Genomic DNA, 23809 nt, shown 5'->3' on the forward strand with positions numbered 1-23809 from the left:
TCAGTCCGGAGAGAAGGGTCAGGGGCCGGAAGTCTAGACTGGCCGCATGCCCACCCTCGACCCGCGCATCGACGCCTACCTGGCCACCGTGCCCGCGTTCGCCCTGCCCCTGCTGACGAGGCTGCGCGAGGACGTGCACGCGGCCTGCCCCGATGTCGTCGAGACCATCAAGTGGAGCCGCCCCCACTTCACGCTGGACGGCAAGCTGCTGTGCGGCATGTCGGCCTTCAAGGCGCATTGCGCCTTCGGGTTCTGGGAACGTGAGGGCGCGAGCGAGGGCAAGGGCGGCGCGATGGGCGACTTCGGCCGCATCGAAAGCGATGCCGACCTGCCCTCACGGGCGGAGATGCGCAAGCAGATCAAGGCCAATGCCGCGCTGCTGCTTTCCGGCGCAGCGCGCGCGCAGAAGCCCAACCGCGCGCCGCGGCCTCAGTTGGAAATGCCGGACGACTTCGCCGCGGCCCTCGCCAAGGTCAAGGCGGCGAAGCAGCATTACGACGCCTTCCCGCCCGGCAAGCAGCGCGACTATCTGGAATGGGTGCTGGAGGCCAAGCGCGAGGACACGCGCGCGAAGCGCATCGCGCAAGCCGTGGAGTGGCTTGCCGAAGGCAAATCGCGCAACTGGAAGTACGAGAGCTGCTAGAGGCGCTCCCCGGTCTCCGCATCAAAGATCAGCAGCGCCGCTTCCGGCAGGCGCAGCGTCACAGCATCGCCCGCCTGCAGCGTCGGCCAGCCGGCACAGCGCCAGTGCAGCCGGTGCTCGCCGAGTTGCAGCTGCACCAGGCTGTCCACGCCGGTGGGCTCGACCAGCAGCACCGGTGCCTGCAGCGCCAGCGCCGGCCCGCCCTCCTCCACGCGAAGCGACTCGGCGCGCCAGCCCAGCAGCAGGGGCCGGCCCAGCAGGCGCTCGCGCGGCACGGGCAAGGTGGCCGGGCGCCAGCTCATCGCGCCGGCACCCTGCAGCGTCAGCGTGAACTCGCCCTCGGGCTCCAGCCGCGCGGGCAGCAGGTTCATGGCGGGGCTGGACAGGAATTGCGCGACGAAGAGATTGGCCGGCTGCTGGTAGACCTGCTGCGGCGTGCCGACCTGCTGCAGGCGACCGGCCTTCAGCACCGCGATGCGCTGGCCCAGCGTCATGGCCTCGGTCTGGTCATGCGTCACATAGACGGCGCTGCGGCCGACGCGCTGGTGCAGCAGCTTGATCTCGCTGCGCATCTCGGCGCGCAGCTGGGCGTCCAGATTGGACAGGGGCTCGTCGAACAGGAAGAGGCGCGGCTGGCGGGCCAGCGCCCGCCCCATGGCCACGCGCTGGCGCTGGCCGCCCGAGAGCTGCGCCGGGCGGCGCGCCAGCAGCGCCTGCAGCTGCAGCATGCGCGCCACCTCCAGCACGCGCGCCTCGCGCCTGGCGCGCGGCCAGCCCTGCATCTCCAGACCGAAGCCGATGTTCTCCGCCACGCTCATGTGCGGATACAGCGCATAGTTCTGGAACACCATCGCGATATCGCGCTCGCGCGGGCTCAAGCCTTCGATGCGCCGGCCGTCCAGCTGGATCTCGCCGCTGCAATGCGGCTGCAGCCCGGCCACCACGCCCAGCAGCGACGACTTGCCGCAGCCCGAGGGGCCGACCAGGATCAGCATCTCGCCGGCATCCAGCTCCAGCGTGATGTCGTCCAGGATGGTGTGCTGCCCGACACGGCGCGTGAGCCCGGTGATGCGCAGGCCGCTCTCTTCTTCCGTCATTGCTAACCCTTGACTGCGCCGGCCACCAGGCCGCGTGTGAAATGCCGTCCAGCGAGCAGGTAGACCGCCAGCGTCGGCGCTGCCGCCAGCAGGGCCGCGGCCATCTCCAGCGGATAGGCGCGGGCGCCGGTCTCGGTCTGGGCACTGAGCTGGGCCAGCGCCGCCGTGATGGGCCGCGCCTCCTCCGGGCCGAACACCAGGCCGAACAGATACTCGTTCCAGATCGTCGTGAACTGCAGGATGAGCACGACGACGAAGATGGGCTTGGACAGCGGCAGCACGACGCGCCACAGCAGCCGCCAGAAGCCCGCGCCGTCCAGCCGCGCGGCCTGCAGCAGCTCGTCCGGGAAGGCCAGGAAGTGGTTGCGGAAGAACAGGGCCAGCGGCAGGCTGTAGATGACGTGGATGGCGATCAGCAGGCCCAGCGACCGGTCCAGGCCGAGGCGGGCCATGGTGATGGCCAGCGGCAGCAGATAGACCTTGATCGGCAAGAAGAAGGCCAGCACCAGCAGCAGGCCCACCCAGCGCTCACCGCGGAAGCGGTATTTGCACAGCACGAAGCCGTTCAGCGCCGCCAGCAGGGCCGACAGCAACACGGCCGGCACGGCCAACATCAGGCTGATGCCGAAGCTGCCCGACAGCTTCTCCCAGGCCAGCCGCCAGGCGGCCAGGCCCGGATCGCGCGGCAGGGCGAGAAAGCCCTGCTGGGCCTCGGCCAGGCCCTTGAAGCTGTTCATCAGCATCAGCAGCAGCGGCAGCGCGATGACCAGCGCCGCGCCTGCGGCCAGGAAATAGAGGGCGAGCCGCTTCATGCCGCCACCTTGCGCCGGGACCGCACAACGGCATAGGGCAGCGCGATGGACAGCACCATCATCACCAGCACCATGGCGCTGGCCGCGCCCAGGCCCAGGCGGCTGCGCTCGAAGGCCATCTGGAACATGTAGAAGGCCGGCAGCTCGCTGGCCTGGCCCGGGCCGCCCTCGGTCAGCACGACGACGAGGTCGAAGGTCTTGATGGCCGCCGGCAGCAGCACCAGCAGGGCCGACGCCAAGCTGGGTCCGAGCTGCGGCAGGATGACGCGCCGCAGCAGTCGCCAGCCCGTCGCGCCGTCCAGCCGCGCGGCCTGCAGCATGGACTCGTCGATGCCACGCAGGCCGGCCAGGAAGATGGCCATGACGAAGCCCGTGATCTGCCAGATGGCCGCCACCACCAGCGCGTAGACGGCCATGTCCTCCTGGGCCAGCCAGTCCCAGCGGAAGCTCGTCCAGCCCAGGGCCCGCACGCCCTCGGCCAGGCCCTGCTCGGGATCCATCAGCCAGCGCCAGGCGCTGCCGGTGACGACCATGGACAGGGCCATCGGGTGCAGCCAGACCCAGCGCAGCGCGCCCTCGCCGCGCAGCTTCTGGTCCAGCAGCAGGGCCAGGCCCAGGCCGATGACAAGGGGCAGCACGACAAAGCCCAGGCCGAAGCGCAGCAGATTCCACAGCGCGGCCTGCCAGCGCGGGTCCAGCAGCAGGCGCTCGTACTGCTTCAGGCCGATGAAGTCGCTGCTGGGCAGCAGGTTGGAGCGCGTCAGCGACAGCCAGCCCGTCCACAGCAGGAAGCCGTAGAAGAACACGGCGCCCACGAGCAGCAGCGGGACCAGGCAGGCGAGTGCGGTGCGGCGTTCAGACATCAGTCCACCTGCCGCAGCGCCTGCGCCAGCCGCGTCTGCGCCTGCTGGGCCGTCATGCGCTCGCTGGCCCAGTAGGCCGACAGCACATCGCGCAGGCCGCCGTAGGCGCTCTCGCCCAGGCGGGCACTCAGGGCCAGCACCAGCTCGCCGCGCGCCTCGCCGGCGCGGAAGTCGGCTGCCGAGCGTTGGGCGCAGGTGTTGAATCCGCTCAGGTCGGCATCGCGCCGCACCGGAATGCCCCCCTTGAGCCGTGCCAGCCTGGCCGAGGTCTCGGGCTGCAGCAGCAGGCCGGCCAGGCGCTGCTGGGTCCCGAGGCGCGCGGGCTGGGCGAAGAAGACGAGCCGGTCGAACTCGAAGTAATGCAGGCCGCCATTGCCGGGCGCGGCCGTGCAGTCATAGTCGGCGCCGGGCTGCCAGCCGGCCTTCTGGAATTCGCCATTGGCCCAGTCGCCGGTGAACTGGAACACGGCCTTGCCCTGCAGCAGCAGGGCGGTGGCGCCGGCCCAGTCGCGGCTGACCTGGCCGGCGTCGGTATAGGCCTTCAGCGAGCGGAACTCCACCAGCAGCTCGCGCATGCGCTCACCCGCCAGCAGGGCCGGGTCGGCCTGCACGACGGCGCGCTCGAAGAAGTCGCGCCCGGCGCGGCCCAGCACCACGGCGACGAAGAGGCTCAATTTCTGCCCCGCCGAGCTGCCGATGGCCAGCGGCAGCAGGCCGTGGGCGCGCAGCTGCACGGCGGTCTTGTGGAAGGCATCCCAGTCCTGCGGCACGGCCAGCCCATGGGCACGCAGCAGGCGCTGGTTGCTCCACAGCGTGTTGAGGCGGTGCACATTCAGCGGCACGGCGGCGGGCTTGTGGCGGGCGTCGCGCAGCTCGACGGCCACGGCGTGCGGCAGCGCGGCGGCGAACTGCGCGTCGACGTCGGCACCCAGGTCGGCCAGCGGCACGGCCTCGGCCCAGATACGCAGCGGCTTGTCGGTCTGGGCCAGCGTGGGCGGATGGCCGGACAGGAAGCGCGCCTTCAACAGCGTGTTGGCATTGGAGGAGCCGGCCACGGCCGTCGTCTTCAGGTCGACACCGCCACGCCTGGCCGCCGCGGCCAGTTCATTGACCATGGCGGCTTCGCTGCCCGAGGTCCAGGCATGCAGCAGCTCAAGGTCGGCGGCCTGGGACGCGCCGGCCAGCAGCAGCAAGGCCAGCGCCCTCATGACAGCGCGTCCAGGCGGCGCTGCAGGGGCTGCACCAGGGCCGGCAGCATCTCGTCGACGAGGGCCGCGGCGCTGTGCAGGCAAGTCTGCGCCGCCGCGGGTTTGCGGCAGGCCCACAGCGCCAGGCCCAGCTCGAAGAGTGCGGCCAGAGCGTCAAGCAAGGCCGGCGACACGACGGCCAAACCGCGCCAGGCGGGCAGCTGTGCGCGCGCTTGCGTCAGCGCGGCGAGCCAGGCCGGGGCCGCGTCGCCCAGCTCGGCCATCAGCGGACTTTCGGCGGGCAGGGCATCGGCCAGCCGGTCCAGGGCCTCGCCCTGGTGGTAGCGGCCGGCGCGCTTCTTGGCATGCTGGCGCGCATAGCCCGACCCCGGCTCCAGCCACAGGGCCAGGGCGCGCAGCGCGGCCTGCCCGGCCGGATCGGGGCACAGGGCCGCGAACAGCGGCGCGGCGGGGTCGGCGTCGATGCGCCCGCTGGCGACCAGCCAGCGCCGCGTGGCCGCCAGGCGCCGGCCCAAGGCCTTGTCGTCGGCCGGATCGCTCCACAGCCGCTCGGCGACGGCCAGGGCGCGCGGCCAGCAGCGCAACGCCAGCTGCGGCTCCTCGACCAGCTCCGCCCACAGTGCCGCCTCGCCGCCCAGCACGGGCGTCGGCCGCGGCGCGGCGTCGGCGGGCCAGCCGGCCGCCTCGTCCAGCGGCGTCCATTCGCAGGGTTGGCGCAGCGCGCCGAGACGCAGCCAGCCTGAGCCCCCCTCGCCTTCCGGCCCCCAGAACTCCAGTTCACCGAGATCGCTGTCCACCTGCAGGCGCAGGCCGCCAAGGCGGCGCGGTGCCAGCCATTCGTCCAGCGTGCCGCTGCTGCGCAGATGCAAGCGGGCCTCATCGCCCCACAGCCACAGCCGGCCCTCGACCGCCCAGTTGCCGGCATGGGTACGCAGCGACCAGCCGCGGGCCTCGGCCGGTGGCGGGCCGGGCCGCAGGGGCGGCCGCAGCGGCCGGCGCCAGTGGTAGGCGGCCGGGTGGATCTGGTCGAGATAGAAGCCCGCGCTGCGCAGCCGGCCCGTCAGTCCGGGTGGTGCAAAGCGCAGCGCTTCCTCGCCGCGCCAGCATTGCAGCAGGCTGCCCGGCGGCAATGCCGTGGATTGGCCCATCTCGTCCCAGGCGACCAGCTGGCGGCCATGGCGGCGCAGCACGGCGCCGACGCGGGCGAGGTAGGCCGTCTGCAGTTCGGCCAGGCTGCTGCCGCGCTCCTCGGCCAGTTGCGTCCAGGCGGCCGGCGCCAGCTCGTCGCCGCCGAGGTGGACGAAGCGGTCCGGGAAGACCTCGGCCCATTCGCCCAGCAGCCCGTCAAGGAATTCATACAGGGCACCGCTGTCGGGATCGACCGCGGCGCCAAAGACGCCGAAACCCGGCTGCGGCCCGGCCGGCGCCGGCGCGCACAGCAGTTCCGGGTAGGCCAGGCCCAGGGCCCAGCAATGCCCGGGCAGGTCCAGCTCGGGCACCACGCGGATGCCACGCTCGGCGGCCGCGTCGACCAGCTGGCGCGCCTGCTCCAGCGTGTAGAAGAAGCCGCCGCTGGCGAGCTGCTGCAGGCGTGGATAGCGGCGCGACTCCAGCCGCCAGGCCTGGTCGTCCGTCAGATGCCAGTGCAGCACATTGAGGCGGGCCGCGGCCATGCCGTCGAGCAGGCGCAGCAGGGCCTCGAAGGGCAGCGGCCGGCGCGCCACGTCCACCAGCAGGCCGCGCCAGGGATGGCGCGGCGCATCGGCAACCTGCAGCGCCGGCAGCGTGGCCAGCCCGGCCTCGCGCGCCGCATGCCAGAGCTGGCTCAGGCAGTGCAGGCCATGCTGCCAGCCGGCCGGCGTCGCGGCCTGCAGGCTGGTGGCCGTAGCGGTCAGCCGCAGGCGGAAGGACTCGTCATCGCCAAGCTGCGGCAGCCGCGGCGGCGGGCGCCTTTGCTGCAGGCCGGCCATGCCCTGGGCATCGTCGGCGGGCAAGGCCGGACCGGCGCCGGGCAGCAGGGTCAGGGCTTGAGGCTGGGGCAGCAGGACATCGGCGAACGCGGCAGCGGGCATGCAGCCATCTTCTGCCGGGTCGGCTACGGCGCACCTCAAGCAAATCTGAAGGTTGTCTCAAGACGGCTGTGCCGGCAGCTTCGCGATCACCTTGATCTCGAAGTCGAAGCCGGCGAGCCAGTTGACGCCGACCGCCGTCCAGTTCGGGTAGGGTGCCTGCGGGAAGATCTCGTCCTTGACCTTCAGCACGGTTTCGAACTGCCCCTCGGGATCGGTGTGGAGGGTCGTCACATCGACGAGGTCATCGAGGCCGCAGCCGGCCGCGAGCAGGATGGCCTGGAGGTTGGCAAACGCCAACCTGACCTGGGCCTCGAAGTCAGGCTCGGGCGAGCCGTCCTCGCGACTGCCGACCTGGCCGGAGACGAACAGCAAGCCGTTGGCTCGCACCGCGGGCGAATAGCGGTGCTTTTCGTACAGGGCCTGGCGGCCGGCGGGAAAGACGACGTTGGGTGAGGGCATGGTGAGCTCTTGAACTGCGCATGGATGCGGGAGTCGAAACTCTAGGAATGCCGCGTCTCGCGATCAACAGGCAAGGCGCACAAAGACTGTTTGGCCCGCCCAAACAACAGGAACTCTGATGGATAGATTCGACGCGCTGCAGGCCTTTGTCCGCGTGGTGGAGGCCGGCAGCTTCACCAAGGCCGCGCTGACGCTGCACATGAGCAAGACAACCGTGACCCAGCTGGTGCAGCAGTTGGAGGCGCGGCTGCAGGTGAAGCTGCTGCACCGCACGACGCGCCAGGTGACGGTGACACCCGAGGGCGCTGCCTACTACGAGCGCGTCGTTCGCGTGCTGTCAGACCTGGAAGAGGCCGACACCGACCTGGCAGGCGACCCAGGCGCGCCGAGCGGCCGCCTGCGCGTGGACGTACCCAGCCCCTTCGCCCGACTGGTTCTGATGCCGGCCCTGCCCGGCTTCCATCGCCGCTACCCGGACATCCAGCTCGACATGGGCGTCAGCGACCGCGTGGTGGACGTCATCGGCGACAACGTCGACTGCGTGCTGCGCGGCGGCGAGGTCACGGTGCCGTCGCTGATCGCGCGGCGCGTGGGCGAGCTGGCGCTGGGCGTCTATGCCGCGCCCGCCTATCTGGAGCGCGCGGGTACGCCTTCGCATCCGCTGGAACTTGAAGGCACGCACCAGCGCATCGTCGGCTTCCTGCGCTCCAGCACGGCCAGGGTGGCGACGGTGGCCATGCGGCGCGGCGAAGAAGCGCTGGAGGTGCGCGGCCGCCATGTCGTCTCGGCCGACGACGGCAATGCCTATCTCGCTGCCGGCCTTGCCGGCATGGGCGTGCTCTGGCTGCCCGTCTACATGGCCGAGCCGCATGCGGCGCGCGGCGAGTTGCTGCGGCTGTTCGAGGACTGGCGGGTCGAGCCCATGCCGATGTATCTGGCCTATCCGCCGACGCGCCATGTCAGCCCGCGGCTGCGCGCCTTCATGGGCTGGGTGGACGAGCTGATGGCGACGCTGCCGCCGCGCTGAGGGCTCAACCCACAGGCCGGTAAGCCACCACGTCGATCTCCACCTTGGCCGGAATCATCAGCCGCGACTCGACCGTCGAGCGCGCCGGCTTGCCGCCGGGGAAATAGCCCATGTAGACGCGGTTGAAGGCGCCGAAGTCGCGCGCGTCCTCCAGCCACACCGTCGTCTTGCAGACATCGGCCAGCGTCGCGCCGGCCAGGGCCAGCGCCGCCTCCAGGTTGGCAAACACCTGGCGCGTCTGGGCCTCGACGCCGCCCGCGACGATCTGGCCGCTGGCATCGACCGGCACCTGGCCGGACACATAGACGAAATCGCCGGCACGCACGGCCGGCGACAGGGGGCGGGGCTGGCGGTCGCTGGCCGTGGGCTCGGCGCCGAGGAAGGTCAAAGCAGTCATGGCGCGGCAGTCTGGTGGCCGCGGCCGGGCCGCGCAAGGGCCTCCTTTAGACGCCCTTCAGACAGCGGCGCGATGATGGCGCCATGGACAACCAAGACACACCTCGCGCGGGCTGGCTGGGCCCCTGGCTGAAAGGCTTTCCGGCAGGGCAATCGCCGCTGCCGCTCGCCGACGTGGCCGGGCGCGGCTGGCGCCTGGACGAGCTGCCCACGCCGCTGGCCGTCGTGCGCCAGGCGGCCCTCGCCCACAACATCGCCTGGATGCAGGGTTTCGCGGCGGCGCGCGGCGTGCAGCTGGCGCCGCATGGCAAGACAACGATGAGCCCCGAGCTCTTCCGCCGCCAGCTCGACGCCGGCGCCTGGGGCCTGACCTTCGCCAATGTGCACCAGCTGCGCCTGGGCCTGGCCGCCGGCGCGCGGCGGGCGCTGATCGCCAACCAGGTCGTCGGCGCGGCCGACCTGGCCGCGCTGCTCGAGCTGAGGCGGCGATACGCCGGCGTGGAGCTGGCCTTCTTCGTCGACTCCCAGGCCCAGCTCGACCTGATCGCCACGCACTGGGCCACGCTGAGCGCGGGCGAAGCCCCGCTGGATGTGCTGCTCGAGCTCGGCACCTCGCGCTGCGGCCTGCGCGAGCACGGGCCGGCACTGGCACTGGCGCGAGCGCTCAAGACCCATCCGGCACTGCGGCTGCGCGGCATCGGTTTCTACGAGGGCCTGCAGGTCGTCGGCGAGACCGAACCCGACCGGGCGCTGATGCAGCAATGGCAGGTCCGCATCGAGACCCTGCTGGCCGACATCGAATCGGAAGGCCTCATCGAGGTTCAGCCCTTGTGGCTCAGCGGCGGCGGTTCGGCGCTGTTCGATCTCGTGGCCCCCTTGCTGGCCAGCCGGCCCGAGCGCATCGGCCTGCTGCGTTCGGGCTGCTATGTCTGCCACGACCACGCCCATTACGGCCGCTACATGAAGGCCATGGACGAGCGCATGGGCACGCCGCTGGGCGAGCCCAGCCTGCAGCCGGCGCTGGAGGTGTGGACGCAGGTGCTGTCCTGCCCCGAGCCGGGGCTGGCGATGCTGAACGCGGGCCGGCGCGATCTGTCCTTCGACCAAGGCTGGCCGGTGCCGGCCTGGCATCTGCAGGGCGGTGAACGCGTGAAGCCGCCTTCGGGCTGGCAGGTCACGGGACTGAACGACCAGCATGCCTATCTGCGCTGGGACCCGGCCGAGACTGACGGCCCGGCCGTCGGTGAACGCGTGGCCCTGGGGCCCTCCCACCCCTGCACGACCTTTGACAAATGGGCCTGGATGGCCGTCGTCGACGAGGACGACCGCGTGGTGGACGCGATCACGACGCACTTCGCCTGATGCTGCTGCAGGGGGCACTGATCGTCGACGGCAGCGGCGCGCCGGGGTGGCGGGGCGACCTGCTGATCGAAGGAGGCCGCATTGCCGCACTCGGCACGGCGCTGGCGTTCGACGGCCCACGCCGTGATTGCCGCGGTCTCGTGCTCGCGCCCGGCTTCATCGACGCGCACAGCCATGACGATGCGGCGCTGATCACGTCGCCGGCGATGTTGCCGAAGCTGACCCAGGGCGTGACCACCGTCGTCACCGGCAATTGCGGCATCTCACTGGCGCCGCTGGTGACGGATGAGCCGCCGCCGCCGATGAATCTGCTGGCGCGCGAGCAGTTCCGGCATGCGTCATTTGCGGACTGGCGCGCTGCCGTCGATGCGGCCCGTCCGGCCGTGAATGCTGTCGGCTTGATCGGCCACACCGCGCTGCGGCTGCGCTGCATGCCCGACCTGAATCGCCCGGCCACCGGGGCGGAGCGCGAGGCGATGTGCGCGCTGCTCGGCCAGGCCATGTCGCAAGGCGCCGCCGGCCTGTCGTCCGGTACCTTCTATGCCCCCGCCGCCGCCGCTGACGCCACCGAGCTGCTGGCCCTGGCCCGCGTCGCGGCCCGCCACGGCGGCGTCTATTCCGTGCATCTGCGCAACGAGATGGCCGGCGTGCTGGACGCCATCAACGAAGCCGCCGACTGCGCGCACGCGGCCGGCCTGCCCCTCGTCATCTCCCACCACAAATGCGCCGGCCGCGCGCAGTGGGGCCGCAGCCTGCAGACCCTGGCGCTGATCGAGCGCCTCGCCGAACGCCAGGCCCTGGGACTGGACGTCTACCCCTATCTGGCCGGCTCCACCGTGCTGCGCGAAGACCTGGCCGACGGCCTGACGCCCATCCGCCTGACCTGGAGCGAGGCTCATCCCGAACTGGCCGGGCGCTGGCTGGCCGACATTGCGCGCGACTGGTCTGTCAGCGAACCCGAAGCCGTCGCGCGCCTGCAGCCGGGTGGGGCCTGCTATTTCCAGATGGACGAGGAGGACGTCGACCGCATCCTGACCCACCCGCTGGCCATGATCGGCTCCGACGGCCTGCCGCACGACCGCTTCCCGCATCCGCGGCTGTGGGGCGCCTTCCCGCGCGTGTGGGCCCACTACGGCCGCGAGCGCGGGCTGCTGACGCTGGAGCAGGCCGTGCACAAGATGACGGGGTTGACGGCGCAGCGCTTCGGCCTGAAGGACCGTGGCCTGCTGCGCGAAGGCTTCGCGGCCGACCTCGCGCTCTTCGATGCCGACCGCCTGGCCGACCGCGCCGACTACGGCGCTCCCTGCCTGCCGGCCACCGGGATACAGGCCGTGTGGGTCAATGGGGAATTGGCGCTGGAGGCCGGTGAAGCGCGGGCGCGTGGCGGTCGCGTGCTTGGCTGCCAAAGAACAGGGTAGCCGGCCGCTCGCGCGGCAAGTGCGGGCATGGCGCCGTCGATGTGCCGAGGTTTGGCGCTCCAGCGCAAGAGGGTCAGGTATTGCTTGATCCAGGGCTTGAAACTTGAGCCCTGCCTCCGAGCCTTGCGTGACCCAGCGCCTTCGAGCCTGATGTCTGCGGGGTTGCGCTCATACCTTGGCGAGGAAGGCCGCCGCATCACCCGCTTCACACTTCCAGTCTGCGAAGACGCCGACCAGATTGCATTCCACGCAGCGGCAAGCGATGTAGTACCAGCGCACGTCATGTGTGCCCTCGTACACGGAGACGCCGGACATCAGCTCGAACACCTCGTTCTCGCACACGCACTCGTGCACCTCGGGCGCGGCTTCTTCTGCGTAGTCCGCGCTGTCGCCCATCAGGTGTTCCTGGCCGCAGTCGGTGCAAGTGCGGATCGCCACGCCGGCTTCTTCATCGGTCTGCAGCGCGAAGGTCCGGCACCCGCAATCGCATTTGGACGCGGCAAACCGGGTGGCCTCATGGCGATTCGCAACGCTGTAGCTGCGCAGCTCGGCTTGGGTGTCGCCGGACGTCGTTCCGTACCAGAACTCGCCCTTCTTCGTCAGTGCCATTGATGCTGCTCCATTTTTCAAGGCGGGCTTCCCGGCAGGCCTGACGCCAGGCTCGCCCCGATCGTCTGGATTTTGCCTGGCGGCCCGGTGAGCCGCCGGTCCTTGACCGGCGGCGTCGCCGCGAAAGCGGAGGCAACAGTCTGGCCCGCACGCCTCGAATACGATGGGCCGCTCCCCCATCTGCAAAGACCCAGCCCATGCAATGCCTCGGCATCACGACCATGCCCGCTCAGGACGGCAAGCAGTGACCCCGATTCAGCAATGGCATGCCACCCGCAGCCTGCGCCTGCTGCTGCAGACGCTGCGCGACATGATGGTCTCGATGGGCCCTCTGCTTCTGCTCGGCGGAGGCCTGCTGGTGGCGGCTTACTGGTGGCTGGATCCGCAGCCGCCGCGCCAGGTGAGGCTGGCCACCGGCCCGGCTGGAAGTGCCTATGCCGGCTTCGGTGAGGGCTATGCGAAGGCACTGGCGCGCGAGCGTGTCCAGGTGGAGCTGATTGCCAGCGAAGGCGCGCAGGACGATCTGGCCCATCTGCGCGCCGGCACGGCCGATGTGGGCTTCGTACGCGGCGGCATGGCCGATCCGGTGGCCGACACCGAGGCCGGCATCGTCTCGCTGGGCAGCCTTTTCTACGAGCCGATCTGGATCTTCTATCGCCGCGATCTCGGCATCGCGCGCCGCCAACCCGGCGGCGAACTGCAGCGCCTGGACCAGCTGCGCGGCCTGCGGGTCAATGTGGATCAGGACGGCAGCGGTGTGCCGCAGATTGTTGAGAAGCTGCTGGCGCTGAACCAGCTGAAGCCGACCGATCTGCAGCTGTCCAATCTGGCACCCGACGCCGCCGGCGCGGCCCTGCGCCAGGGCAGCCTGGACGCCACGGTGCTGATCTCGGCGCCGCAGGCCGGCCTGATCCGCGCGCTGCTGCGCGACCCGGCCATGGCGCTGATGGCCTTCGAGCAGAACGAGGCCTATTCGCGCCACCTGCCCTTCCTGTCCACCGTGAGTCTGCCGCGCGGTGTGGTGGACCTGGCGGCCGATCTGCCGCCTCACGACGTACCGCTGCTGGCTACGACCACCTCTCTGCTGGCGCGCGAGCAGACCCACCCTGCGCTGCGCCAGCTGTTCGCACAGGCGGCCCTGGGCCAGCACAGCGGGGCGGGCTGGTTCAATGGCGCGCGCGACTTTCCCAACACCCGTACCAGCGAGCTGCCGGTCAGCGCCGAAGGCGACCGCGCGATCAACGGCACGCCGCCGGCCTGGGCGCGCTACCTGCCCTTCTGGGCCGGCAATCTGCTGGAGCGCATGTGGCTGGTCGTCGGCGGCCTGCTGGTGCTGATGCTGCCGCTGTCGCGCGTCGTGCCGCCGATCTACACCTTCCGCGTGCGCTCGCGCGTGTTCCGCTGGTATGCGCGGCTGCGCGAGGTGGAAGCAAAGCTGGAAACCGGCACAGGCGAGCGCGACGCCTTGCTCGACGAGCTGGACGAGCTGGACCGCGTCACACACGGCATTGCGGTGCCGCTGTCCTATGCCGAAGAGCTTTACGCGCTGCGCAACAACATCCATGCGGTTCGCAAGCGCCTGCTGGCGCAGCGGGCCCGGCCAACGGGCGGACCGACCACCTGAGCAACGAACGGCGGGGCGGCGTGCTGCCTGTCCAATTCGCCCTGCAGTCCGATCCCCGGCATGCGCCGAGTGTCAGGTGGGAAACGCGTCTGCTGCGGGTAGCCCTGTGACGCATCGCTTGACCGCTGGCGCCGCAGGGATCGGTGCTCGTCCCCAGGTCCGCAGCAAAAATCCACCCATCCCATCAACGGATCAGCCATGCCTCCAAGACCTTCATCAGCACCCCTGCGCACCTCGCAGCGCGCTTCGGCTGGCTGCGTCCGATGAGTTACGTCGTCCAGTGCTGGGAGCGTCCCTTTCCAGACACCCTGAAGGCCGCCGCCGCGCTGAATGATCAGCTGTGCGATGCCGCCGGGCCCGAGCCGGCTGTCTTCGCGCATCTGCGCGACGCGCTTCGTCGCGCGCTTCGCGAGGACCCCGCATTCGCCGGCCAGGGATTCGATGGGCTGGACGACGGCGGGCCGGAGGACGGTCAGGTGTTCAGCCTGGGCATTCCGTCGATATTCATCAGCGACTTGCAGCCCTTGCTGGTGCGCGAGGCACTGGCTTTGGGGCTGGTGGTTTTCGACGACCAGGAAGGCGTCTGCTACCACCCGCTGAAGGGCCGCCTGACTCACGAAGGCCCGGAGCCCATCCACCCGGCCGCATTGGTGCCGCATCCCCTTCGCCCAGCCGGCCCTTGGCTCGCTGCGGAGATGGATGTGCAGGCGGCTGAGCCCAACCCGAAGAGCCGCGCCTGGATCGCCCAGCGTCGGCAGGATCCGGCATTCCAGGACGCGCTGCTGGCCAGGCAGGGGCCCTTCGACGGCGGGTTCGACAGCGTCTGGCTGCAGGCCCGACTGCTCAGGCGCCTCGGGCCCTGGTTCGTCGCCCAGGGCTTCGTCGAGAACAGCATCGACAGTGGCTGCACGGAATTCATCCGGGTCACGGAAGGGGGGCTGCAGTGCTGGTCGGCTCAGTCGTTTCTGTGGGGCTCGACAACCACGGGCAGCGGCTCAGGGTTCTCCATCCGCTGCCAGTTGACCCCTTGGCTGCCGGCCGCCTTGGCGAAGATGGAAGGCAGCGGCTTCCCACTGGTGCTGCCACCGCACGAGCGCTGGAACTGGGCGAAGCCCCAGCACAAATCGGACATCACGGTTCTCGTTCAGGATCGCGCCACCCTGGAGCGCTTGCTGGACGACTACCGCTTCATCCTCGATGACGCGTTGGGGCCTTTGCTGACGGCATGCCAAACGCCGCAAGGCATGCTGGCGATCGCGCGTCAGCAGGACGACCCCCACAACCCGCTGGTGCCCACGGCGGCGCTGATGAAGCTGGTGCATTGGGAGGGTGCTCAGGACAACCAGGCCTTGATGCTTCGGCTGCAGCAGCGCATGCGCAAGCACGAGTTTCACCCGGCCATGTTCATCTGGGCAGCCGCCAGATTGCGGGCCTCACCCGAGACGTTCGGCACCCTGCGGCCGGCTTGAAGATCCCGCGGCATCCTGCTTCACCAACGACGGATCCTGTTCCTTCAGGCCGACAGGGCGAGAATGGCACTCCTCACCGGGGAGGCACCATGCCCAAGGTCAACAGGATCGCAACGCGCTTGGACGATATCGCTTTGCCGGCCGACAGCGTCGCGCAACTGCGCAGCGTCGCCTCGGAGCGCGCAGCCACGGTGATCCTGACGGTTCCTCCCGGCGCCAACAGGATGAAGGCTGCCGAAGCCCTGGCCCGCACGATGGGACGCAGTCTCATGCGCGTCGACCTCGGTCAGTTGGTGAGCCGGTTCATCGGCGAGACCGAGAAGAACCTGGAACGCGTTTTCTCGACGGCTGCGGCGAGCGGTGCGGTGCTGTTTTTCGACGAGGCCGATGCCTTGTTCGGCAAGCGCACGGATGTGAAGGACAGCCACGATCGCCATGCCAACCTGGAGGTCGGCTATCTGATTCGGAAGATCGAGACCTTCAGTGGAATCGTCGTCCTCGCCTCCGGCGGGCGGCGGAACCTGGACGCAGGCTTTCTGAGGCGGCTGCGTCACGTCGTCGAGCTTCCCTGGCCGCCCGAGGGGCATTGAAGCGCTCGGCCCTCAGGCCGAGAAGGGCGAGCTGAACAGCAAGCGGACGGGCGGCCCACCCCCTAAGATTTGGGATGTCGAACTGCCTTACAAAGCCGGCGCGCCGCAGCCCGCCTGCCACTGCAAACGCTTGCTGGACAAGGGTTTTCGCTGATGGCATGAAATGTGCATTAGTTCCCGCTGTCGTTCATTTCTCTAGGAAGACATCGTGAATTTGAAATCTCTCGCCCTGGGCAGCGCGCTTTCGCTCGCTGCCATGGCGGCTCAGGCAACCACCAACGACCTCGGCGCACTGGATGCGACGATCACCAGCAGCGGTGGCGTCGCAACCTCGTTCGGTGCCGTCATCAACGACAACTTCACGTTCACCATCTCGTCGGCCTCGACGGTGGAAAGCAACGTGACCACCTTCCTCGGCAACATCAACCCGGCGTTCTACGGCATCTACACCGCCGGTCTCGACGCGCTGGTGGGCACGTCCGACGACGCGCTGGTGGTGGGCCATGGCTTCTCCTCCGTGTCGACCAGCCATTTCGATGTGCTGGCTGCCGGCAGCTACCACTTCAAGGTCTTCGGCCTGTCCAACGCGGCGCTGTCGGCCTATTCGATCTCGGCCATCGCCGTGGCGCAGCCGGTGCCCGAGCCGCAAAGCTATGCGCTGCTGGGCGCTGGCCTGGGCATCGTCGGCTTCGTGGCCTTCCGCCGCCGTCGCGACCACTGAGCTGCATCGCAGGCAACGGCAGCCCCGCTGCTGTTGCAGTCCCTTCGCCGGCAACGGCGCGACAGGGCACTCCCAACCCCGGCCCCGCGCCGGGGTTTTTCATGAGCGGTACCGTCGCCATCCACAAGGCGACGGCATCCGCCTCCGGTCAGCGCGCCTGCTTTTCTGGACGAAGCGCCGAGGCGCGGCCATAGCTGCCTTGCACATGGCCCTTGATCCAGTCCGCCACCAGCTTCAGATAGCCGTCGGTAATGCGTGTCGCCGTGCGCGAGCCGTCCGCATTCACGCTGAACTCCACCATGCCGTGATCGGTGTCGGGAAAGACATAGGCTTCGAACGGGCGGCCCGCGGCGATCTGCTTCAGCAGGATGGCGCGGGTGGTTTCAACGGGCGCCTCGCGATCCTCCTGAGCCAGAACCCAGAGCAGCGGCACCTTCATCCGCCTCAGTACCGCCGTGGCGTCGTGGTCCCAGATGAGTTCCAGGTTGTCGAAGCGCGCCCGGCCTACCCTGCGCAGATCGGCGTCGCTCATGCGCAGCATGTCGCCGCTGTATTCGCCCTGGATGGTTGCGGCCCAGGACGCGGCGCCGATGTCGCGCCGGACCTTGGCCAAGGCCTCGTAGCCCTGCGTGAAATGCGAACGCACGAGCGTGGCCGTGGCCCGCGACAGCCGTTCCACCTTGGCCACCTCCGCGGCGGCCAGCTTCATCTGGCGGGCCTCGTCGAGGAGCTGCTCGCGGTCTTCCTGCACCGGAGAGACGACCAGCCCGAAACCCACGGCCACGAATTCAGCGGGAGACCGCGTGCTCGCCAGCGGTGCGACCCAGCCGCCCTGGCTGCCACCGAAGAAGCCGGCGCGCCCGAAGCGGCCGGCGGCCAGGCGGCGCGCCTCGTGCAGGGCCGACGCCGCATCGTCGGCGAGCAGCTCGAAGTTCTGGGTGTAGTCGCCCGCGGACGCGCCGGTCCCGCGCTTGTCGTAGACGAAGACGGAGATGCCCTGCGCGGCCAGCATGTAGGCATAGACGCTGCCGATCGCCGCGGTCTTCTCGGAGCCGTGCACCATCACGACCAGGGGGCGATTGCGGTCAACATCGCCCGTCGGTTCGACCAGGCGCCCGGCGAGCCGGGTGGCCGCGCTGACGAAGCTGGTGTCGGTCTCGCGGGTGGCGCTGCGCGGCCATTGGCGAACCTCGCCGCTTGGCAGCGTGATGGTCGCCACGTCAGCATCGCAGAAGACGGGCGATCCCGCAGCAGTCGTGCTGCCTCTGCGTCCGTCCCTGAACAGATAGCGCTGGCCGGATCCAGGCGCCGGCACGACCACACCCAACACCACGAAAGCATCAGGGTCCGCGCCATACACACCGGGCCGGCATGCAGTCGCGGCCTGCGTCGGCGCGGCTAACGCGCCCAGCAGCGCAACGACCACCGCGGGGCAAAGCGCGCGGCCACCTTCCTTCATTTTCAAGTTCATCGCATCCCTGCCATCTGTGACGCGGTCCGCGCCTCTGATCAGCCCTTCCTGATGAGCTGGACCCCTATCGCCGCGCTGCCTGTGCCCAGCGCGAGCCACAGCGCCGCAAGCACGCGTGGCCCGGCCTCAGCTCCCAGCAGCTCGGCTGCGATGAGGGAGAGCCCGCACAGGGCTCGGCAGGAGAGGCCTGAGGGCAGTTCTCCGCCGGAGACGGACAGCTGCCGGACGGCGATGGCCATCAGTGCGATGCCCACCGCGAGCGCCAACCAGGCGAGCCATTTGATGCCGCGTGTCATCGCGTTATGTTAGTCGGAGCCAAGCCGGCTTCCAGCATCACCCAGCGGCGGCCCTCAAGCCTCGGTCCGCGGGAATCTGACCTTCACCGTCAGGCCCTGGCCTTGCGGGCCGTCCAGCAGTTCGACGGTGGCGCCATGCTGGGCCGCCGCGCGCTCGACGATGGTCAGGCCCAGGCCGCTGCCGTGGCAGTCCTGATCGACCGCCAGGCGCACGAAGCGCTCGAAGACGCGCTCGCGCAGCTCGGCCGGGATGCCGGGGCCCTGGTCGCTGACGGTCAGCTCGAGGGCGTCGTCAGCCTCCACCAGAGCCACGCTGACGTGGCCGCCCATGGGCGAGTACTTGATGGCGTTGTCGACGAGGTTGTCGACCAGGCTGCACAGGGACTCGCGGTTCAGCCACACGGACAGCTGCTCCGGCGCCACCAGCTCCAGCTCGATGCGCCGCTTCACCGCCAGGCCGCTGGCCAGCGCGATGCGCTCGCGCACCAGGTCGACGAGATCGTGGCGGCCCTTGCTGAGGTCCAGACTGTCCGCGCCCGAGCGGGCCAGGGCCAGCAGCTGGTGCACGGTATGGGTGGCGCGCTGCACGCCCAGTCGCAGCCGCTCCCTGGCCTCGTCGCGGGCGCGCATGTCGGCCTGATCCAGGCCTTCGGCGCTGAGCTGGATGACGGCCAGCGGCGTCTTCAGCTCGTGGGCGGCGTCGGCCAGGAATTCATGCTCGCGGTCCAGGCGCTGCTGCAGCCGCGACATCAGCGAGTTGACGGCATTGACCAGCGGCGCCAGCTCCACATAGCGCGTGGCCGGCAGGGGCGTCAGGTCCTGGGCCGAGCGGGCCGAGATCTGCGCGCCGATGCGCTTGAGCGGCGCGAAGCCGAGGCGGAACAGCAGCCACAACGGCAGGGCCAGCAGCGGCAGGCCGTAGAGCAGCGGCCGCGCGTAATAGCTCAGGCCGGCGAGGCTGAAATGCCAGTCGCCCGGCCTCTCCTGCCAGCGCCGCACGGCGAGCTCGCGGGCGTCGTCGCGCACCTCGGTGTAGAGCCAGCGCTCGTCCTGGCCCGGCACCGATTCGACGGGCAGCACGCGGTCGCGGCCGGTCAGGTCGGGCTTGAGCTCGGCCAGCACGACGTCGCGCTTGAGCACCTGCAGCAGTCGGAAGGGCGTGCGGTGGCCCTTGAGCCGCCATTCGCGATCCAGCATGCCGTCCAGGGCCAGCAGGGCCTGGTCCAGCCGCGCGCTGTCGGCATGGGTGTCGCGCGCGCGCTCCAGCGCCAGCTCGGCCCACAGCATGTTCTCGGCCTGGCCGTTCCTGACCTGCAGAACGCGGATGTCGATGAGCTCGCGCGCGACCAGGAAGAGCCAGCACAGGAAGAGCACGGCGAACACGGCCGCCAGGCTGCGCCGGAACAGCGAGCGCTGTGGCGCCTCTATCGTCACGCCTCGCGCTCGACGAGATAACCGACGCCGCGGACGGTGCGGATATAGCCCTCGCCGATCTTGCGGCGCAGGTTGGAGATGTGCACGTCCAGGCTGCGGCCGTCCATCTGGCTGGGCGAGCGGCTTTCCAGCTGGCGGCGCGTGACGACGCGATCGGGCAGCTTGATCAGCGTCAGCAGCAGGCTGAACTCGGTGCGCGACAGCGGCACGCGCTCCTGGCCGCGGCGCACTTCCATGCGCGGCTCGTCGAGGATGAGGTCGCGCAGCTGCCATTCGGCCTGCTGGACCTCCTCGCCATCGGACAGGCTGCGGCGCGCGACGGCGCGCAGCCGCGCCAGCAGCTCCGAGCCTGCAAAGGGCTTGACGAGGTAGTCGTCGGCGCCGCCGTCCAGGCCGTCCAGGCGGTCCTCGATGGCGTCGCGCGCGGTGATGACGATGAGGGGCAGTTTGCGGTGGTTGCGGCGCAGCGTGCGCAGCAGCTCCATGCCGTCGCCGTCGGGCAGGCCCAGGTCCATGACGACGGCATCGAAGCCGCCCTCGGCGATCCACAGCCGCGCATCCGCGATGCGGCGCAGCCACATCACCTCGTGGTCGGCGTTCTGCAGCAGGGCCTGCAGGGAGCGGCCCAGTTCCAGATCGTCTTCGAGGAGGCAGATGCGCATGGCCCGAATTCTGCCGCCGCTCGCGTTAAGACGGCCTTAACAAGCCATTGAAGCAGCGCATAGGCATGCCGGCAGACAGTCCGCCCCAAGCTGATACGTCCCGTCACATGATTCGTGTACTCACCCGCCTGACCCTGCTGCTGCCGCTGAGCGCCGTGGCCGGCTCGCCCTTCCTGCCCAGCCGCGCGCAGTTCGACGAGCTGTTTCCCGAGCGCATCGCCTTCTACAGCTACGAAGGTTTTGCCGAGGCCGTGCGCCAGACGCCGGGCTTCGCTGACTGGGGCAGCGAGACCGAGAAGCGCCAGGAGATGGCCGCCTTCCTGGGCCAGATCGCGCACGAGTCCGACCAGCTGCGCGCCCAGCGTGAATACAAGCGCGAGAACTGGGGCAAGTACTGCCGCGACGACGCCCGCCTGTCCTGCGCGCCGGGCCAGCAGTACTACGGCCGCGGTCCCATCCAGCTGAGCTGGAACTACCAGTACAAGGCCGCCGGCGACTTCATGGGTATCGACCTGTGGAGCGACCCCGACCGCGTCGCGCGCGACTCCACCGTCGCCTGGCGCACCGCCCTCTGGTACTGGATGACGCAGCCCGGCGAGTCATCCCAGCCCTCCCACGCGGCCGTGCGCGGCGGCGCCGGCTTCGGCGCGACGACGCGCGCCATCAACGGCCCGCTGGAGTGCGACAAGCCCGCCGACCCCGATGCGAAGCGCAAGAACGAGCGCCGCGCCCAGTTCTACAGACACGCCAGCCAGCTGTTTGGCGTCCCCCTACTGCACCCGCTGGGGTGCTGATTCACCCGGAGAGAGAACATGCGAGATAAGAAGACACTGCACCGACAGTCCGCCATCGCAGCCGCCGTGCTGCTGTCCTGTGCCCTGCCCGCGCTGGCGCAGGAGGCCCCGAAGAAGACGGAGAGCCTGGAGGCCGTCGTCGTCACCGGCATCCGCGCCAGCATGGAGAAATCCCTGCAGACCAAGCGCAATGCCGACGCCATCGTCGACGTCATCACCGCTGAAGACGTGGGCAAGCTGCCCGCCACCAACGTCGCCGAGGCGCTGACCACCATCCCCGGCGTCACCATCGACAAGGCCTTCGGCCAGGGCGAGAAGGTCTCCATCCTGGGCACCGACCCGGCCCTCAACCGCACGCTGATCAATGGCCAGACGATTGCCTCGGCCGACTGGTTCATTGCTGACCAGCCGGGTCGCACCTTCAACTACTCGCTGCTGGCACCGCAGCTGATCAACAAGGTCGAGGTCTACAAGTCGCCCGAAGCCTGGCTCGACGAAGGCTCCATCGGCGGCACGGTGAACATCTCCACCCGCAAGCCGCTGGAGCAGAAGGCGCTCACGCTGGCCGGCTCGGTCGGCTACCTCTACAACGACCGCATCGGCAAGGGCGAGCCCACCTTGTCGGGCCTGGTCGGCTGGCGCAACGAGGCCAAGAACTTCGGCCTCATCTTCTCGGCCCAGCGCTCGGAAGAAGGCATCCGCCGTGACGGCGTGGAGTCCTACGGCACGGTCAAGGGCAGCAACTACATCGCCGGCGGCGGCAATGGCGGCTCCATCGGCAACGGGAACTGCGTCGGCAGCTGTGCCACGACGCTGACCGCCAACCCGAATGCCGTCGGCCCCAACGCCACCAGCGCGCACTACTTCCAGCAAAAGCGCGAGCGCGACACGCTGTCGCTGGCTCTGCAGGCCCGCGCCAGCGACAAGCTCGACTTCGAGTTCAACGCCCTCAAGGTGAAGGCCGGCTACGACAACCGCAGCCACTCGATGTTCGCCTTCCAGGGCAATGGCTGGAACAGCCTCGGCACGATGACCGACCTGACCGTGGACGGCGGCGTCATCACCAAGGGCTCGTTCAAGAACGCGCTGCTGGTGTATGACCTGATCGACCGCAAGGCCACGGTGGACACCAAGTCCTACGACCTCAAGGGCAGCTACAAGGACGATCGCTGGTTCGCCTCCTTCCACGCCGGCTTCTCCAAGGCCACCGGCGGCACCAAGCTGCAGGTGTTCGGCGAGTTCCTGGCCCGCTCCAGCTACAGCTACGACCTCACGAGCGGCACGCCCGCGCTGACCATCACCGGACCCAACCCGCTCAAGGACCCGAACGCCTTCCAGATCGACGGCGGCTGGGGCTCCGACCCCACCACGAAGGACACCTGGAACACCGGCTGGGGCGGCAACATGGTCAACAAGCCCACCGTGGACAAGGAGGAGTTCATCCAGGTGGACGGTGGCCTGAAGTTCGACGGCCCCATCTACCAGGTGCGCTTCGGCGCCAAGACCCGCACGCACAACACCACGCAGACGATGGCGGGCGTGACGCTGGCCGCCGTCGCCGGCTATGGCGATGCCAAGGCCAGCCAGTTTTCGCCCAAGCAGCTGCCGGACAACTACCTCAGCGGCTTCGGCAACGTCGGCGACCTGAACCGGCGCTACACCATCGACGGCGAGGCCCTGGCCGGCTACATCCTCAGCGGCAAGTGGCTGGCGCCCTGGCAGACCATGCCGCAACCCACCACGTTCAGCGACCCCTCCTTTGTCGCCAACACCTGGGCGGTCAAGGAAGCCGTCGATGCCGCCTACGTGCAGGCCGACTACGCGCTGAACTCGCTGCGTGGCAACTTCGGCGTGCGCTTCGTGGAAACCACCTCCAACAGCAGCGGCTGGGCCTGCACGGTGTCCACGGGCCAGGCCTGCCCGGCAGACAAGTACGTGCTGACCACGGTGACGAAGAACTACACCAACATCCTGCCCAACCTGAACGTGGCCTACGAACTGGGCAGCAACCTGGTGCTGCGCGCGTCGGCGGCCAAGGTCATGTCGCGCCCGAACTACGGCGACATGTCCAGCTACCTGTGGATCGGCGACCAGACCCTCTCCGGCGGCGGCGGCAACCCCAACCTCAAGCCCTACAGGTCCACCAACCTGGACTTCTCGGCCGAGTGGTACTTCGCCAAGAACGCCATCCTGGCCGGCACCATCTTCAACAAGAAGATCGACGACTACGTGCTCACCACCACGCAGCCGGAGGTGCACTACAACCAGAATCTGAGGGCCAACGCGGTCTACGCCGTGGCGCGCCCCAACAACGCCGGCAGCGCCACCATCAAGGGCGTGAGCCTGGCCTTCCAGGCCAACATCGCCTGGGGCTTCGGTGCGCTGACCACCTACACCTTCTCGGACGCCACGACGAGCACGGCCGGCTCGCACCTGCCGTTCAACTCCAAGCACCAGTACAGCCTCAGCCCGTTCTATGAAAGCGACCGCTTCAGCACCCGCCTGACGTACACCTACCGCTCCAAGTACTACACGCAGGCCGACCGCGGCAACTTCCTGATCACCGATGGCAGCAAGGATCTGGCAGCCAGCGCCAACGTGAAGCTGACCAACCACCTCAGCCTGGGCCTGGATGCGATGAACCTGCTGGACAGCGAGTACCGCAACTACGCGGACGTTGCCGGCGTCGCCAAGACCGAGTTGCTGACCCGCGGCATCTACCGCACCGGCAAGCGCTACCAGGCCGTGCTGCGCTACAACTACTGAGCAGCACCCACCGGGC

The 23809-nt window shown here is 69.5% G+C and carries 22 protein-coding genes; 10 read left to right on the forward strand and 12 right to left on the reverse strand.

Features of this window, described 5'->3' with window-relative positions; translation table 11 throughout:
• The first annotated feature begins 46 nt into the window (after positions 1-46).
• A complete protein-coding gene (locus tag AC07OY_RS24390; protein WP_495045177.1) occupies positions 47-643 on the forward strand; it encodes a YdeI/OmpD-associated family protein in 597 nt (198 codons plus the stop codon).
• Here the strand turns inward: AC07OY_RS24390 and AC07OY_RS24395 are convergent.
• From AC07OY_RS24395 to AC07OY_RS24420, 6 genes are read right to left on the reverse strand one after another with little or no spacing between them, the layout of a single operon-like run.
• Positions 640-1740 (reverse strand): ABC transporter ATP-binding protein, encoded by a 1101-nt coding sequence (locus AC07OY_RS24395; protein ID WP_495045178.1) that lies wholly within the window; start codon positions 1738-1740, stop codon positions 640-642. The genes AC07OY_RS24390 and AC07OY_RS24395 overlap by 4 nt on opposite strands.
• A gap of 2 nt (positions 1741-1742) precedes the next feature.
• Positions 1743-2552 (reverse strand): carbohydrate ABC transporter permease, encoded by an 810-nt coding sequence (locus AC07OY_RS24400; RefSeq protein ID WP_495045179.1) that lies wholly within the window; start codon positions 2550-2552, stop codon positions 1743-1745.
• Positions 2549-3415: a carbohydrate ABC transporter permease gene (locus AC07OY_RS24405; RefSeq protein WP_495045180.1), complete on the reverse strand. Its 867-nt coding sequence runs from the start codon at positions 3413-3415 to the stop codon at positions 2549-2551. Before AC07OY_RS24405 ends, AC07OY_RS24400 begins: the two co-directional genes overlap by 4 nt.
• Entirely contained in the window at positions 3415-4623 is a 1209-nt protein-coding gene (locus tag AC07OY_RS24410) for an ABC transporter substrate-binding protein (protein WP_495045181.1), read from the reverse strand. The genes AC07OY_RS24405 and AC07OY_RS24410 overlap by 1 nt, the downstream gene beginning before the upstream one ends.
• On the reverse strand, positions 4620-6695 hold the full coding sequence (locus AC07OY_RS24415; protein ID WP_495045182.1) for a family 20 glycosylhydrolase: 2076 nt from the start codon (positions 6693-6695) through the stop codon (positions 4620-4622). Before AC07OY_RS24415 ends, AC07OY_RS24410 begins: the two co-directional genes overlap by 4 nt.
• A gap of 57 nt (positions 6696-6752) precedes the next feature.
• Complete coding sequence (locus AC07OY_RS24420; RefSeq protein WP_495045183.1) at positions 6753-7154, reverse strand: RidA family protein; 402 nt, start codon at positions 7152-7154, stop codon at positions 6753-6755.
• 118 nt (positions 7155-7272) lie between these two features.
• On the opposite strand from AC07OY_RS24420, the gene AC07OY_RS24425 reads away from it, so the two are divergent.
• The gene (locus AC07OY_RS24425) at positions 7273-8181 is read left to right on the forward strand and encodes a LysR family transcriptional regulator (protein ID WP_495045184.1); all 909 of its coding nucleotides are present in this window, start codon (positions 7273-7275) and stop codon (positions 8179-8181) included.
• Positions 8182-8185: 4 nt separating this feature from the next.
• Here AC07OY_RS24425 and AC07OY_RS24430 read toward each other — a convergent pair whose 3' ends face one another.
• Complete coding sequence (locus AC07OY_RS24430) at positions 8186-8578, reverse strand: RidA family protein (RefSeq protein WP_495045185.1); 393 nt, start codon at positions 8576-8578, stop codon at positions 8186-8188.
• An 83-nt stretch (positions 8579-8661) separates the two neighbouring features.
• Between AC07OY_RS24430 and AC07OY_RS24435 the strand changes: the two genes are divergently transcribed.
• Positions 8662-9939, forward strand: a complete 1278-nt coding sequence (locus tag AC07OY_RS24435) for a type III PLP-dependent enzyme domain-containing protein (RefSeq protein WP_495045186.1) — start codon at positions 8662-8664, stop codon at positions 9937-9939.
• Positions 9939-11357, forward strand: a complete 1419-nt coding sequence (locus AC07OY_RS24440; RefSeq protein WP_495045187.1) for an N-acyl-D-amino-acid deacylase family protein — start codon at positions 9939-9941, stop codon at positions 11355-11357. Before AC07OY_RS24435 ends, AC07OY_RS24440 begins: the two co-directional genes overlap by 1 nt.
• Positions 11358-11525: 168 nt before the next feature.
• Here the strand turns inward: AC07OY_RS24440 and AC07OY_RS24445 are convergent, their stop codons facing one another.
• On the reverse strand, positions 11526-11966 hold the full coding sequence (locus AC07OY_RS24445) for a hypothetical protein (RefSeq protein WP_495045188.1): 441 nt from the start codon (positions 11964-11966) through the stop codon (positions 11526-11528).
• 310 nt (positions 11967-12276) lie between these two features.
• Between AC07OY_RS24445 and AC07OY_RS24450 the strand changes: the two genes are divergently transcribed.
• The 4 genes from AC07OY_RS24450 to AC07OY_RS24465 all read left to right on the forward strand — a co-directional run bounded on the left by AC07OY_RS24450 (position 12277) and on the right by AC07OY_RS24465 (position 16370).
• On the forward strand, positions 12277-13590 hold the full coding sequence (locus tag AC07OY_RS24450) for a TAXI family TRAP transporter solute-binding subunit (protein ID WP_495045509.1): 1314 nt from the start codon (positions 12277-12279) through the stop codon (positions 13588-13590).
• Positions 13591-13853: 263 nt separating this feature from the next.
• Positions 13854-15059, forward strand: a complete 1206-nt coding sequence (locus AC07OY_RS24455) for a hypothetical protein (protein WP_495045189.1) — start codon at positions 13854-13856, stop codon at positions 15057-15059.
• An 89-nt stretch (positions 15060-15148) separates the two neighbouring features.
• Complete coding sequence (locus AC07OY_RS24460) at positions 15149-15649, forward strand: AAA family ATPase (protein WP_495045190.1); 501 nt, start codon at positions 15149-15151, stop codon at positions 15647-15649.
• Positions 15650-15857: 208 nt separating this feature from the next.
• Positions 15858-16370, forward strand: coding sequence for an FxDxF family PEP-CTERM protein (locus AC07OY_RS24465; protein ID WP_495045191.1), 513 nt, complete (start codon positions 15858-15860; stop codon positions 16368-16370).
• Positions 16371-16518: 148 nt separating this feature from the next.
• Here AC07OY_RS24465 and AC07OY_RS24470 read toward each other — a convergent pair whose 3' ends face one another.
• Genes AC07OY_RS24470 through AC07OY_RS24485 form a run of 4 tightly spaced genes read right to left on the reverse strand, consistent with a single transcriptional unit; the run spans position 16519 to position 20233 of the window.
• Positions 16519-17841 (reverse strand): alpha/beta hydrolase family protein, encoded by a 1323-nt coding sequence (locus tag AC07OY_RS24470; RefSeq protein ID WP_495045192.1) that lies wholly within the window; start codon positions 17839-17841, stop codon positions 16519-16521.
• A 38-nt stretch (positions 17842-17879) separates the two neighbouring features.
• A complete protein-coding gene (locus AC07OY_RS24475) occupies positions 17880-18137 on the reverse strand; it encodes a hypothetical protein (protein ID WP_495045193.1) in 258 nt (85 codons plus the stop codon).
• Positions 18138-18191: 54 nt separating this feature from the next.
• A complete protein-coding gene (locus AC07OY_RS24480) occupies positions 18192-19571 on the reverse strand; it encodes a sensor histidine kinase (RefSeq protein WP_495045194.1) in 1380 nt (459 codons plus the stop codon).
• Complete coding sequence (locus tag AC07OY_RS24485) at positions 19568-20233, reverse strand: response regulator transcription factor (protein WP_495045195.1); 666 nt, start codon at positions 20231-20233, stop codon at positions 19568-19570. The genes AC07OY_RS24480 and AC07OY_RS24485 overlap by 4 nt, the downstream gene beginning before the upstream one ends.
• A 107-nt stretch (positions 20234-20340) precedes the next feature.
• Here AC07OY_RS24485 and AC07OY_RS24490 point away from each other — a divergent pair, with 107 nt between their 5' ends.
• Positions 20341-21027, forward strand: coding sequence for a chitinase (locus tag AC07OY_RS24490; protein WP_495045196.1), 687 nt, complete (start codon positions 20341-20343; stop codon positions 21025-21027).
• An 18-nt stretch (positions 21028-21045) separates the two neighbouring features.
• Positions 21046-23793, forward strand: a complete 2748-nt coding sequence (locus AC07OY_RS24495) for a TonB-dependent receptor (protein ID WP_495045198.1) — start codon at positions 21046-21048, stop codon at positions 23791-23793.
• Positions 23794-23809 lie beyond the last annotated feature (16 nt).

Source organism: Roseateles sp. GW821-FHT09H10, from assembly GCF_059415865.1.

Bases quoted from the DNA above. Each gene is read 5' to 3' on its own strand.
- AC07OY_RS24390 (WP_495045177.1), top strand. From the start codon at position 47: ATGCCCACCCTCGACCCGCGCATCGACGCCTACCTGGCCACCGTGCCC.
- AC07OY_RS24395 (WP_495045178.1), bottom strand. From the start codon at position 1,740: ATGACGGAAGAAGAGAGCGGCCTGCGCATCACCGGGCTCACGCGCCGT.
- AC07OY_RS24400 (WP_495045179.1), bottom strand. From the start codon at position 2,552: ATGAAGCGGCTCGCCCTCTATTTCCTGGCCGCAGGCGCGGCGCTGGTC.
- AC07OY_RS24405 (WP_495045180.1), bottom strand. From the start codon at position 3,415: ATGTCTGAACGCCGCACCGCACTCGCCTGCCTGGTCCCGCTGCTGCTC.
- AC07OY_RS24410 (WP_495045181.1), bottom strand. From the start codon at position 4,623: ATGAGGGCGCTGGCCTTGCTGCTGCTGGCCGGCGCGTCCCAGGCCGCC.
- AC07OY_RS24415 (WP_495045182.1), bottom strand. From the start codon at position 6,695: ATGCCCGCTGCCGCGTTCGCCGATGTCCTGCTGCCCCAGCCTCAAGCC.
- AC07OY_RS24420 (WP_495045183.1), bottom strand. From the start codon at position 7,154: ATGCCCTCACCCAACGTCGTCTTTCCCGCCGGCCGCCAGGCCCTGTAC.
- AC07OY_RS24425 (WP_495045184.1), top strand. From the start codon at position 7,273: ATGGATAGATTCGACGCGCTGCAGGCCTTTGTCCGCGTGGTGGAGGCC.
- AC07OY_RS24430 (WP_495045185.1), bottom strand. From the start codon at position 8,578: ATGACTGCTTTGACCTTCCTCGGCGCCGAGCCCACGGCCAGCGACCGC.
- AC07OY_RS24435 (WP_495045186.1), top strand. From the start codon at position 8,662: ATGGACAACCAAGACACACCTCGCGCGGGCTGGCTGGGCCCCTGGCTG.
- AC07OY_RS24440 (WP_495045187.1), top strand. From the start codon at position 9,939: ATGCTGCTGCAGGGGGCACTGATCGTCGACGGCAGCGGCGCGCCGGGG.
- AC07OY_RS24445 (WP_495045188.1), bottom strand. From the start codon at position 11,966: ATGGCACTGACGAAGAAGGGCGAGTTCTGGTACGGAACGACGTCCGGC.
- AC07OY_RS24450 (WP_495045509.1), top strand. From the start codon at position 12,277: ATGATGGTCTCGATGGGCCCTCTGCTTCTGCTCGGCGGAGGCCTGCTG.
- AC07OY_RS24455 (WP_495045189.1), top strand. From the start codon at position 13,854: ATGAGTTACGTCGTCCAGTGCTGGGAGCGTCCCTTTCCAGACACCCTG.
- AC07OY_RS24460 (WP_495045190.1), top strand. From the start codon at position 15,149: ATGCCCAAGGTCAACAGGATCGCAACGCGCTTGGACGATATCGCTTTG.
- AC07OY_RS24470 (WP_495045192.1), bottom strand. From the start codon at position 17,841: ATGAACTTGAAAATGAAGGAAGGTGGCCGCGCGCTTTGCCCCGCGGTG.
- AC07OY_RS24475 (WP_495045193.1), bottom strand. From the start codon at position 18,137: ATGACACGCGGCATCAAATGGCTCGCCTGGTTGGCGCTCGCGGTGGGC.
- AC07OY_RS24485 (WP_495045195.1), bottom strand. From the start codon at position 20,233: ATGCGCATCTGCCTCCTCGAAGACGATCTGGAACTGGGCCGCTCCCTG.
- AC07OY_RS24490 (WP_495045196.1), top strand. From the start codon at position 20,341: ATGATTCGTGTACTCACCCGCCTGACCCTGCTGCTGCCGCTGAGCGCC.
- AC07OY_RS24495 (WP_495045198.1), top strand. From the start codon at position 21,046: ATGCGAGATAAGAAGACACTGCACCGACAGTCCGCCATCGCAGCCGCC.